Genomic DNA, 11,533 nt, shown 5'->3' with positions numbered 1-11,533 from the left:
CTGACGCTGCCATCGAAGGCATGCAAGCCACGGTAAAACGCCTAGACGACGTCACCCCCAAAATCGACCAGCATATGCAACAAGCCGCCCAAGAAATCGGACAGCGAGTTAATAAAGCACTGGATGAATATCAAGGCCAACCACCAATTCGAGGCGTTACCGACAAGCCCACCAAAGCCAAAGCCGATGAGTTGGAACCACCAAAAGGGAATGAGTTGCCGGGGGCTGGAACAACTCAAACTGATAAAACAAAACCCAAATTAACTAACCGTAAAGACAATAAATTACAACTTATTGATGGAAAGCCCCCTCGGAACGCAGAATTTGCAGGACAAAACTACAGTTTAGATATACATAAAAATACGATCTTGAAACAAAGGCTAGATGCAATGCAGCCAAGAAAAAGGAAAATCAGAGAGTTAAAATTAAAAGAGCTTGCTGAAAAGTATCCTGATGGTGTTAACTTTACCGAAAAAGGTTTTGCGGATTTCAGACCTTATATTATGAAGTATAAAGGTTATCTTGTAGAGGTTGATATAAAAAAATTAAACCCAGACCCTACATCTGGTAGAGGAACATCAGGTTCACAGCTGGACATGAGAAACGCGAATCAATTGATGGAAAATATAGATCCAGCTTGGAAGCAACCGTCGACACATACCTGGCATCATGTAGAGAACTCCACAAAGCTGCAATTAATTCCAAGTGACTTACACTCAACAGTAGGTCACTCTGGCGGTCGAAATACTTACTCATTTTAGGAAATTAGAATGAACTTTGAAAACAGTTATCCAAAAACAAGCTTACTTGAGATTCAAGAGCTCTGTCATGAGCTTGAACTTCAGTTCCCCAAAGAATATGTTGATTTTCTTCTAAAGTTTAATGGTGGTCAGCCTACTAAAAATCAGTTTACTAAACAAAATTCTGACGGTGAATTACTTTTTGACTTTGACATTAATGTTTTATTTGGAATTGGTAAAAATGATACTAGCTTTGATTTGTTAACTATGTTCTCTATTTATTGCGATAGGATTCCTGAAGAGCTACTGCCTATTGGTAATGATGGTGTTGGTAATGTTATTTGCATTGGTGTAGATGGCGCGCAGAAAGGAGGAGTATTCATATGGTGGAAAGATAAGCAAGTTGATGAAGGTGCCGATCCCGATTATGAAAATGTAGATATACTTGCTTCATCATTTACTGACTTCTTAGCAGGCTTTAACGTTTCCTAATTTTCTAACTGAGTTGTAAAGCTAGTAGTTAGCTTTACAACCCTTCCCATCTAAATAGTAAAAAGTCGGTGATTACCGATGCAACAACCAACCTAGACGTCACCGCCAATCAAATTGACGTCAGCGCCAAACAAAATATCACCCTTAAGGCCGGCCGCAGTCATCGCAGTGTTATCCAAAGTGATATCAACCTCAAGGCAGACAACAACCTTACCATCACCGCGCCGGCGGGAAGTCAAATCATTCAAAGCCAAGGCAATATCACGATTAAAGGCAGTGGCTCTGGCAACCTTACCCTTGCCAATGGTGGCAGTGAAATCAGCATTGACTCAAGTGGTAACGTCAACATCTTTGCAGACAAGTTACTGACCTTAAAAGGCAAAGCCATGACCGTGTTTGACGGTAGCATGGAGCAAGATATTGGTGGTAAGCAAAGCGCCACTATGCCGAGTGTACCGCAAATTCAAGCCCTCTCTGAGAATGCTCGACTCTCACTGGCCGCCGATGGCATCGCCACCATGGCGAGCAGTACCATTGAGCTGTCTTATACCTATCAAGATGGCAGCCCAATTATGGGCGCGCCTTATACCATTCGATTTGCAAACGGCACAGAGTTGACCGGTAACTTAGACGACAGCGGTAAAGCAAAAATTGAGAATGCACCGCCAGGCCAATACACAGTGCAATATGGTGAGGATAAACGCGATTACCTGCCAGAAGATAATCGCCCTAAAAACCCACTGTATGGACAAATTACCCCAGCGCGAGCGGCTGAAATGGTACGCAGCGGCAATACCGCACCACTGATAGAAGCCAATGGCATTGCAACCCAAGCAGGTGATTGGTTATGGGGCACACTGCAAGGCGACTTTAATCAAAACCCCTCCACGTCACAAATCGTGGTAGGTACCTTGATTTCCATGATACCAATTATCGACCAAGTCATGGATTTACGAGATATCACCGCCAATGTCATGTTACTGACTGACGATGATGAAGCCAACGACACTAACTCTTGGCTTGCCTTTACCCTAACGGGTATTGGTTTAGTGCCAGTAGTGGGCTCAGCAGTCAAAGGCGTGGGCAAGGTTATCTTAAAAAATACCGGAGAATCGCTCTCGGCTGCGCTTGCCGTTTTACGCAAGCTTGGCAAAGGCGACCCAGTTAAATACCTAAGAGACATCAACTGGCAAGACCTAGGAAAGCAATCCGCCACGGAAGTTAAAAACATCGTCAAAGGTCTGCGCGATTCACTCGATGACATGTCTACCAGTTGGCACTACGACCTACTGCTTCCAGACGCTGCCATCGAAGGCATGCAAGCCACGGTAAAACGCCTAGACGATGTCACCCCCAAAATCGACCAGCATATGCAACAAGCCGCCCAAGAAATCGGACAGCGAGTTAATAAAGCACTGGATGAATATCAAGGTCAATCACCAATTCGAGGCGTTACCGATAAGCCCACCAAAGCCAAAGCTGATGAATTGGAGCCGCCAAAAGGGAATGAGTTGCCAGGGGCGGCAATAAAACGTATGCCGCAACATAAAGTAGCTTGCTTTAAGAAGAACGATAAAGGCACTGTACAAGAATACGACCGACAGTTAGAAGGCCAAATGACAGGGCTTAATAACATGTCAGTAAAAGAATACCTTGATAACCGCGACGCTTTTAAAAAGATTGGACGAAAAGGAACTGGGAAAGCACAAAAGAAAGCAAGAGAAGACTTTAAGAACGAACTTATTTTAAAGTACGAGGAAAAGCTTATTAATAGCGGTGAGTATTTTGGAGATGAAGCCATCAAGCAAGCCAAGCAGCTCGCGAGTAAAGATATGAAAACCCTTCATGCGCTACATAACCCTGATATGATAGCGGGCGGATTAGATGAGGTCGTTGAATTAGGGGATGCAAGTGTGAACCAATCTATTGGCGCGCAATGGAATAATAACGGCTTTGACGACAACGGTATGAAGACTACATCGAGTCGAGTTGAAATAATGGATATTGAGGCAAAAAAGGCACTCTCTACACTTGGTCCCGATGCAAAGTTAAATATGAACCTACATAGGTGCAAATAATGAATAAGTTTTTTGACAATTTTTATAACTATAAAGGTTTTGGGCCGGCTACCCACTCAATTGAAACCTCACAGGAGGTTTTGGACTTTTATCATGATAAATTACCCAAAAAATTACTCGACTACTGGCTAGAGTATGGCTTTTCCAGTTGGGGGAAAGGCATATTCTGGACTGTAAACCCAAAAGAGTATGAAGAAGCTTTAGCGTATTGGTTGCGCGGTACTGAGTTCGAAGAGAGACAATTACGAGGGGCTGATAAGTACCACGTAATCGCAATTGGAGCTTTTGGTCGAATGTTTATTTGGGGTGAAACATCGGGTCAAAGTATTAAAATCAACCCAGGTTATGCAATGATTTTACCTACCAACAAAACTGGAGAGCTTAATAAGTTTGGCTCTGAACGATGTATAGAGTTATTTTTTGCTACGATGTCAAAGGACCTTGTTGATGAGAAAGACCTTGATGATAGGCTTTTATTTGAACGAGCTTTGGAGAAGTTAGGTCCTCTAGAAAATGGAGAAATCTATGGTTTTGTGCCAGCTCTTGCCCTTGGTGGCGAACCTAAGCTTGAGAATCTCCAAAAGGTAAAAGCCACGGAACATTTAGCTTTCTTAGCAGACCTTGGAGAGAAGCGTGTTATGGCCGATATCGTTGCGCTATCTAACCAATTACCCCATAACCAATAGCACTTTTTTAAGTCCTTTAAATACATAGATGTTACAAGGCTAGGTTCAATCATCTCCCTAGCCTACACTCCTCATCAAATTTCTTTTGCTGCTTTCGTTTTAAAAATGACGCACTATGAAACAATAAACGTCGATTGGCCAATTCCCGAAGGCTTGGTTTATCCTAAGTGAGATGATGATGAGCGTACTAATCAATTTGATCGAACAGAAAAACAAAATAGAAGAATCGCAATACCAAGAAGGTTTTTTACTTCCTCCTGCAACTGAGAAACAACTTATAAAGCTGCAAGAAAACTCATTAAGATTTTTTAAGGGGACAATATCAGACCAGTTTATAGAATTATTAAAAATTTCAAATGGTTTTTCTGTAAATGGTTTAAACGTGTATGGTGCAAACACCATCGAAAGTCCAATTTATCTACCAGGTATAATTGAAGCCAATGAATCATTTTATGAAGAGTGCTCCCTGAAGCAATTTATTGCATATGCTGATGAAAACATGAGTCGTGTAGTTTTCAATTTGAACACCCGACTCTATGCTGTCATAGATAGAGTTACTTGGGAAATAATTGATGAGTATGAAACGTTTGAAGAAGCGTTACTTGCATTAATTGAGGAGAGTTGTGTGTTTGAATAATGCATACCTGTACCAGCTCAGGATTACATGAAATGTTACCCGCTTTCAATCGGTGACTGCCACTCTACGTGTTAAGCGGGTAAATTGAGAAGCCCTGTAGTGCTTCTTATCAATGCCCTAGTTGATCGAGTAAGTCCATTACTTCAACGCTGGCATGTTCCATTTGGTTAAGCTGTTTTACTGCGCCTTGAGAATCACCTGCTTTAAACTTTTTCATTGCTTCTACACCAGCTCTATGGACTTCTTTATGCGGAGCTTCTAGGCGTTTAAACGCATTGTGACCACCAAACTTTTGGGCGCCATCGCCACCAAACCACTTACCTAAGCGGCACATCGTATGATCGGCAAAGTCGCTGATATTTTTATGGCTATTGCCAATAATGACGTTGTATACGTCTCCTTTCCAAACGACATGATCGAGCTTTACGGTCTGGATAAAGGTTTGGGTGGTAGAAACCAAAATGGTGTCTTTCATTGAATCACAACAACTTACTATCCCTTCGTATTCATCGTTTAGGTGTCCAATACTGTCAGATAGCGTGATATTAGACGCTTGAATTTCTTCCACGGCACTTACGGTTGTATGAGTCGTATCGATGATCTTTTTGACCAGATCGGAGACTTCGTTGGCGGACTCGTTGGTGTTGGTTGCCAGTGCACGTACCTCATCGGCGACAACCGAAAAGCCACGGCCAGCTTCACCCGCCCGGGCGGCTTCAATGGCAGCATTAAGCGCTAGCAGATTCGTTTGATCTGAAATTTTTGAAATTGTCGTAACAAAGGTATTAATGCTATCGGCCATCTGCGATAGGCCAGAAATATTGGTGGTCATTCTGTCCATATTACCGCCGAGCTGCTCCATTCCCGTGAGTATTTTACGCAATGCGGTTTCAGATTTAGAAAAGGCGGAGTTTACTTGCTCAATTGAATGGCTTTCTTCTTCAATACTCATAAAGCTTGCAAGAACGGTTTCGCGGATCCCTTGCACTTGGCTTAATCCAGTCAATGCACACTGCAGTAGTTGATTGTCAGTATTATCATTGAGCGCAGCTTGTGAGCTTACAACTTCTTGTTTTAATGACTCATTTTCAGCAACTAATTGCGCATTCGCATGTTTTAAACTGGCAATCTCTTGTTGCGCGGCTAATAAGGCTTGTTGGGTTTCATTGTTTGTAAATAGTTTTGCAAACACGTTATTTTCCCTTGTAACTTGATATTAACGCAAGCTTAGCAATCATTGGAAAATAGTGCTACTTCTTTAGGTTTTAAAAAAGCTATAAATTTAGAGAAGTTAGCGTAGAATTGTGATTGGATTTTGGTGCGCTGAGCATCATTGAAATTGAATCAATAAAACTGTGTTATGGTGTTACCCTCTAGCACTAGACCTGAGTGATTTACCGCGTTTATCGCCATACATATGCTCATCGGCTTCGTGGATGATGAGATCTGCTTGTTTAGCTGGGTCAACTTTGACCATTCCAATACTGACGTTAATTTTGTAATCGTGTAATCCTTTTAATAATGCTGCTCTTACCTCATCTGTATCTGGAAGCACTGCATTAATATAGGCAATAAATTCGTCTCCCCCGATACGAAAGCTGTAGTCTAAGCCAAAGTAATCTTTCATATTCTGCGTAAACTTAATCAAAACCTTGTCGCCAATATGATGGCCATAGTTGTCATTCACCTGCTTGAAATTATCCAAATCGAGGTAGAGCAGCCATTGATTATCAAAGCGATGTGTTTGCAAGCCTTCAAAACATGCGCGACGACTGCCTACACCCGTCATTGCATCATGGTTAGCTTCATACCGCATCCGCTCCTCTAACAACCTTCTTCTCTCTACTTCTTTTTTTAGCTCTGTAATGCTGGCTCTTTTATTGGTGATCATGCAGTAAAAACCAAAGCTGATGAGTAAAAAACCGATATTTTTCAAAGAAGTGTCAAAGTTAAGTAAGGGAATGGAAAAACCGTCGGTGAAATTATCAATAATATCAAGGAGTAGGCCCGCACAATACACAAGTAGGGCAAGGCGTAAGAACGGATTTGCGATTTCTCTGGTGATCAAATTGAATAAAGTAAAAGAAATACCGAACCAGAACAACTCTTCGTAGCTCTCGTATTCGTAGTGACCAATATAGTACATGTAGCCACCAAAAATGATGATGGCTATCCATATGACTAAGGGAGGTAACGCGCGTTTGATCAAAATACTTTGGCTTCTGGTGCTTCAGTTATCTTTAGTTATAGTTAATTGAGCTTCAGAAGCAAGCCGCTTATGCGTTTAACTCAAGTGCTTGAGCAATCATAAATAGATGACTAACAAAAACGAGAGAAGTTAGCACCGTTCGCATTTTTTGATAGTCTTTATGATAGTCACCCCAGCGAGACGAACTGCGTTCTATAAAATATACGAGCCAATATGCGATAGCGAGATAGAGAAGCAACCATTGTGGTGCTGCAATACTAAGCAGGGGGTAAGGGATCACGACAATCACGGCCAGTATCGCTTGTTTGTAGGTTTGCTCACCTGCACGCCATAAACTTCCCGCCATAAAAGCTAGAATCCCCAGACTGTAAAACTGAAAAGCATGAAGCACGTCACTTGATACACCTGTCATTAGCGTCCACGCGATACAAGCCAAAAAGGGAACGAAGCCAAAGTAACCAAGTTGAATATGATTGAAGTACGGGTGCATAGTCACGCTCTGCTGTAGTTAATTGCTGGGATCATACCGTAATTATCTTATTTTTATACTCTTATGCTGAATTAGTTGATCATTTAAAAGTGAGTTATCGGTTTTTCCGATTACAGTGATTCAAACAATCCATTTTATTTAATCATCACTTCCCCTTATCTTTGTACTCAAGCCAAGGCGAACACTAATCGCCAACATTATTTTAAACTAAACAACAGTGAGGAAAGCGATGAGCACTTCATTAATCAATACTAAAATTCAACCATTCAACGCAACAGCATACCATGGTGGCGACTTCGTAGAAGTTTCTGAGCAAGACCTACTAGGTAAATGGTCAATCGTATTCTTTTACCCAGCGGACTTCACTTTCGTGTGTCCAACAGAGCTTGGTGATTTAGCTGACTACTATGCACAGCTACAAGAAATGGGTGTTGAAGTTTACTCTGTATCGACAGACACGCACTTCACGCATAAAGCATGGCACGATGCGTCAGACACCATTAAGAAAATCCAATTCCCAATGATTGGTGACCCAACAGGCCGTATTACTCGTAACTTCGGTGTGATGATCGAAGACGAAGGTCTGGCACTTCGCGGTACTTTTGTTATCAACCCAGAGGGCGAAATCAAAGTTATCGAAACGCATGACCTAGGTATTGGTCGTAGTGCTAAAGAGCTAGTACGTAAAGTACAAGCTGCTCAATACATCGCATCTCACGATGGTGAAGTCTGTCCAGCTTCTTGGCAGCCAGGTGAAGAAACACTAGCGCCTTCACTAGACCTAGTTGGCAAAATCTAATTTGTCAGGGGAGTGCAGCATGCACTCCCATCTCAACCATCTAGATGAATCAAATTCATCGTTTTTGCGAATTTTTACTGTAGTTTCTGCAGAGGGTTACCTTATATGTTAGACAACCAAATTAAAACTCAACTACAAAGCCACTTTAGCTCTCTACAACGTCCGATTGAACTGGTCATTGCTGTTGATGACAGTAAAAAATCGCAAGAGCTAAAAGGGTTAGCACAAGACTTAGCGTCATTGAGCGACAAAATTACTTTATCTGAATCAAATGAAGGTGAACGTATTCCACAAATGGTGGTGCGTGGCGTTGAAACAAAGAGCGAAATTACGTTTGCTGGTGTGCCTATGGGGCATGAGTTTACCAGCTTGGTACTTGCATTATTGCATTCAGGCGGCCATGCCACTAAGGCATCGGCAGACGATTTGGAACTGATCAGGAATATAGATAACGCATTGAACTTTGAGGTTTACATCTCACTGAGTTGCCAAACTTGTCCGCAAGTCGTACAGGCCTTGAATCTCATGGCGGCTGTTAACTCAAATATTACCACCACCATGATTGATGGCGCTTTGTTCCAAGAAGAAGTGGAATCGCGCAATATCATGGCCGTGCCAACCGTGTACTTAAATGGTGAGCAATTTAGCCAAGGCGCAGTGAGCCTGAGCGATATACTACTCAAATTGGATAGTAAAGCCGGCGAAAAGCAGGCGGCATTACTTAACGAGAAAGACGTGTTTGACGTGCTCGTTGTAGGTGGCGGCCCTGCTGGTGCATCAGCTGCTATCTATGCTGCTCGTAAAGGGCTAAATACAGGAGTAGTTGCGGAGCGCTTTGGCGGCCAAGTTGCCGATACTTTGGGTATTGAGAACTTTATCTCAGTGCAAAAAACGGAAGGTCCTAAGCTGGTTGCACAGTTAGAAGAGCATGTTAACCAGTATGGCGTTGATGTGATGAAGAACCAGCGTGCAGCGGCAATTAACAAAGGTGAAACCATTGATATCACACTTGAAAGCGGTGCGGTATTAAGGGCCAAATCTCTAGTCTTGGCAACAGGTGCACGATGGAGAAGCATGAATGTACCCGGCGAAACCGAGTACAAGGGTAGAGGTGTAGCATATTGCCCGCACTGTGATGGTCCATTATTTAAGGGGAAACCTGTTGCGGTTATTGGTGGCGGTAACTCGGGTATTGAAGCGGCTATCGACTTGGCAAATATTGTTGAACACGTTACGGTATTAGAATTTGCCGATACGCTTAGAGCTGACGAAGTGCTGATCAAAAAGGCGAAAAGTCTTGCTAACGTTACCATTATTAAAAACGCACAAACCACCGAAGTAGTTGGTGACGGCAATAAAGTAACGGGTTTGAACTACACAGATAGAGTGAGCGGTGGATCGCATTCACTATCATTGGCCGGCATTTTTGTACAAATTGGGCTTGTACCAAATACTGAATGGTTAAAGTCGAGTGAAGTTGCACTTAGCCGCTTTGGTGAAATCGAAATTGATAGCAAAGGGGCGACAAGTCTAGCGGGCGTTTACGCCGCAGGCGATGCAACCACCACACCGTTTAAGCAAATTATCATTGCGATGGGTGGTGGAGCGACTGCAAGTTTAGGCGCTTTTGATTACCTAATTCGGTTAGGGCAAGACGACGAGCAAGTCGCTTAATTACTCGCATTACAGGAAAGAATCATTGCAACAATACACCCATGCAATGCTCCCAAGCCACACTTCAACAGTGTGGCTTTTTTTGGCTTAGGTTTCGTAGGTTCATCGCTGCGTGAAGCGGCTCCTACTCCAAAGTGTAGAGTGACATGTGGGCTTTCTATAAAGCAAAAAAGCTTTGAATTGTCCGTACTGTCGCCTCTTTGTCGCCAAGCTTTCACTTATTTGGCGTTTTAAACTTCATATTTTTAGGGTATTACTTAATAACACTAGGGAATAGATATAAGTGTAAAAAATGAAAATTGATGCTGCTTTGATAATCAGGCAAAGGATGCTCAAGGGGTGGACCCAAGAGCAATTAGCTGGTGCTTCTGGTTTAAGCAAAAGAACCATTCAGAGGGTCGAAAGAGAAGCGAGTGCTTCCATGGAAACTCAGAAGGCACTAGCTGCCACTTTTAATTTAGATTATGCGAGTCTTACTCTTAAGGAGGCTAGAGTGATGAAAAAATATGAATATAAAACAGTTGAATTACCATTTAAATTGCGATTTTTTAAATCAGGGACACCAGACGTGCAGTCGTTATTAAATGCTGAAGGGCAAAATGGCTGGCAATTAAAACAGGTTGTTATTCCTGCATCTGGCTTTGGTGAGTCTGACTCCATGGTTGTTATTTTGGAAAGAGAGACAGCATAACAGAGCTAGTGTTGATTCGTTTGTTTACCGGTCGCACCATCACTTCAGATCTAGTTACTATCCACGCGTTGTAATGGCGCTGCCGATATAAACTGCTCAAAATGCTCACACCAAATAATAACGCTCTGAAACTGGGCCAGATCAACTTGGCGATACTTGGGCTGCACGAACTGCGAAAATTGGTTTATGTTAGCAATTTCCACCATGGTGTGTTTTTGTGCTTTAAAGTCGGCTTCTGTCTCTATAAAGGTTTTGGCGAGGTAAAGCCGATAGTCTGGTCCTGGGGCTATCTCGCCCACAAATGCAATGTGGTTATCCGTAAAATAAATCTCACCGGTAGCGTAGTGTAATGCGTCTGAATCTTTAAGCTCCTTTTTGAATTGGCCTTTGTATGTTGCGGCTTTACTGATCGCCAGTAATTCTGTGTGGTTAGCCGCCGGAGGTTGCGTCATTATCGGTAAAGTGTACACACCCATAATAAACCCTGTGATAAACACCACAATGAGCAACAGTAACGTAAATAGCGTTCGCAAAATCATTTCCAAGTGAGCAGTAAAGTCAAAGTATAGCCAAATTTTAAGGCTCTAGTAGGAAAATAGACTGCGTAAAAAGGGTTGTTTTTAATTTTTTTGATAAGAAAAAAGTGTTTTTATTAAATGTAATTTAGTTCCCAATGTAGATAAAACTTTACACAGAGTAGCGCTTTCTGATTGTTAATTATTAGAGAATAAAGTATTTCAATTGTTTTGATTATTATAATAGTCAGAGTAAACAGGTGGTTAGGCCTGAATTAAGGCGTAAAGGTGTTTTTTGGTCTAGTCATAAAGTATTGAATGTAATTAATAATCTCACCTGTTGTTATTGATTTGTGCTTGGGTAAAATGCCTCGAATTCGAGTTGGAGATCACAATAAAATTAACTTGGATACCTTTTTATTACAAAAAATGAAGGCGAGTATGCCATGGGCGTGCAAAAGTTTATCAGTTGTTAAAAATGACAGCGTTGTTTTTACTGTCGAAGCACAGTGGTATGGCCAG

At 42.1% G+C, this 11,533-nt stretch carries 12 protein-coding genes; 8 read left to right on the top strand and 4 right to left on the bottom strand.

Going from position 1 to position 11,533, the window contains the following annotated elements; genetic code table 11:
- The 5 genes from MHN30_RS14385 to MHN30_RS14365 all read left to right on the top strand — a co-directional run.
- On the top strand, positions 1–761 hold a 761-nt coding region (locus MHN30_RS14385; RefSeq protein WP_239360101.1), incomplete at its 5' end, for an HNH endonuclease.
- Between the two features lie 9 nt (positions 762–770).
- Positions 771–1,232: an SMI1/KNR4 family protein gene (locus tag MHN30_RS14380; protein ID WP_130165978.1), complete on the top strand. Its 462-nt coding sequence runs from the start codon at positions 771–773 to the stop codon at positions 1,230–1,232.
- 68 nt (positions 1,233–1,300) lie between these two features.
- Positions 1,301–3,310, top strand: a complete 2,010-nt coding sequence (locus MHN30_RS23910) for a polymorphic toxin type 15 domain-containing protein (protein WP_239360099.1) — start codon at positions 1,301–1,303, stop codon at positions 3,308–3,310.
- On the top strand, positions 3,310–3,996 hold the full coding sequence (locus MHN30_RS14370) for a GAD-like domain-containing protein (RefSeq protein ID WP_130165979.1): 687 nt from the start codon (positions 3,310–3,312) through the stop codon (positions 3,994–3,996). The genes MHN30_RS23910 and MHN30_RS14370 overlap by 1 nt, the downstream gene beginning before the upstream one ends.
- A gap of 178 nt (positions 3,997–4,174) precedes the next feature.
- A complete protein-coding gene (locus tag MHN30_RS14365; RefSeq protein WP_239360098.1) occupies positions 4,175–4,633 on the top strand; it encodes a YrhA family protein in 459 nt (152 codons plus the stop codon).
- Positions 4,634–4,742: 109 nt separating this feature from the next.
- On the opposite strand, the gene MHN30_RS14360 is transcribed toward MHN30_RS14365, so the two are convergent.
- The 3 genes from MHN30_RS14360 to MHN30_RS14350 form a co-directional block, all read right to left on the bottom strand.
- A complete protein-coding gene (locus MHN30_RS14360) occupies positions 4,743–5,825 on the bottom strand; it encodes a methyl-accepting chemotaxis protein (protein ID WP_069021784.1) in 1,083 nt (360 codons plus the stop codon).
- Between the two features lie 174 nt (positions 5,826–5,999).
- Positions 6,000–6,779, bottom strand: coding sequence for a GGDEF domain-containing protein (locus MHN30_RS14355; RefSeq protein ID WP_239360097.1), 780 nt, complete (start codon positions 6,777–6,779; stop codon positions 6,000–6,002).
- 130 nt (positions 6,780–6,909) lie between these two features.
- Entirely contained in the window at positions 6,910–7,332 is a 423-nt protein-coding gene (locus tag MHN30_RS14350) for a DUF3429 domain-containing protein (protein ID WP_039491839.1), read from the bottom strand.
- 229 nt (positions 7,333–7,561) lie between these two features.
- On the opposite strand from MHN30_RS14350, the gene ahpC reads away from it, so the two are divergent.
- The 3 genes from ahpC to MHN30_RS14335 all read left to right on the top strand — a co-directional run bounded on the left by ahpC (position 7,562) and on the right by MHN30_RS14335 (position 10,496).
- Positions 7,562–8,131 (top strand): alkyl hydroperoxide reductase subunit C, encoded by a 570-nt coding sequence (gene ahpC, locus MHN30_RS14345; RefSeq protein WP_045989291.1) that lies wholly within the window; start codon positions 7,562–7,564, stop codon positions 8,129–8,131.
- 105 nt (positions 8,132–8,236) lie between these two features.
- Positions 8,237–9,805 (top strand): alkyl hydroperoxide reductase subunit F, encoded by a 1,569-nt coding sequence (gene ahpF, locus MHN30_RS14340; RefSeq protein WP_130165980.1) that lies wholly within the window; start codon positions 8,237–8,239, stop codon positions 9,803–9,805.
- 292 nt (positions 9,806–10,097) lie between these two features.
- Positions 10,098–10,496 carry a DUF4177 domain-containing protein gene (locus MHN30_RS14335; RefSeq protein ID WP_084204156.1) on the top strand — a complete coding sequence of 133 codons (399 nt, stop codon included), beginning with the start codon at positions 10,098–10,100 and terminating at the stop codon, positions 10,494–10,496.
- 50 nt (positions 10,497–10,546) lie between these two features.
- Here MHN30_RS14335 and MHN30_RS14330 read toward each other — a convergent pair whose 3' ends face one another.
- Positions 10,547–11,035: a DM13 domain-containing protein gene (locus MHN30_RS14330; RefSeq protein ID WP_130165981.1), complete on the bottom strand. Its 489-nt coding sequence runs from the start codon at positions 11,033–11,035 to the stop codon at positions 10,547–10,549.
- Positions 11,036–11,533 lie beyond the last annotated feature (498 nt).

This window comes from Pseudoalteromonas sp. OF7H-1 (assembly GCF_022347825.1).
GTDB lineage: Bacteria > Pseudomonadota > Gammaproteobacteria > Enterobacterales > Alteromonadaceae > Pseudoalteromonas > Pseudoalteromonas maricaloris.
Note: the sequence above shows the minus strand (reverse complement) of the source record. Positions and strands in the feature narration are given on the sequence as shown.

What these genes read in the sequence shown, in the direction of transcription:
- MHN30_RS14330 (WP_130165981.1), bottom strand. Translation starts at nt 11,035, where the DNA reads ATGATTTTGCGAACGCTATTTACGTTACTGTTGCTCATTGTGGTGTTT.
- ahpC (WP_045989291.1), top strand. Translation starts at nt 7,562, where the DNA reads ATGAGCACTTCATTAATCAATACTAAAATTCAACCATTCAACGCAACA.
- MHN30_RS14350 (WP_039491839.1), bottom strand. Translation starts at nt 7,332, where the DNA reads ATGCACCCGTACTTCAATCATATTCAACTTGGTTACTTTGGCTTCGTT.
- MHN30_RS14370 (WP_130165979.1), top strand. Translation starts at nt 3,310, where the DNA reads ATGAATAAGTTTTTTGACAATTTTTATAACTATAAAGGTTTTGGGCCG.
- ahpF (WP_130165980.1), top strand. Translation starts at nt 8,237, where the DNA reads ATGTTAGACAACCAAATTAAAACTCAACTACAAAGCCACTTTAGCTCT.
- MHN30_RS14365 (WP_239360098.1), top strand. Translation starts at nt 4,175, where the DNA reads ATGAGCGTACTAATCAATTTGATCGAACAGAAAAACAAAATAGAAGAA.
- MHN30_RS14355 (WP_239360097.1), bottom strand. Translation starts at nt 6,779, where the DNA reads ATGTACTATATTGGTCACTACGAATACGAGAGCTACGAAGAGTTGTTC.
- MHN30_RS14380 (WP_130165978.1), top strand. Translation starts at nt 771, where the DNA reads ATGAACTTTGAAAACAGTTATCCAAAAACAAGCTTACTTGAGATTCAA.
- MHN30_RS14335 (WP_084204156.1), top strand. Translation starts at nt 10,098, where the DNA reads ATGAAAATTGATGCTGCTTTGATAATCAGGCAAAGGATGCTCAAGGGG.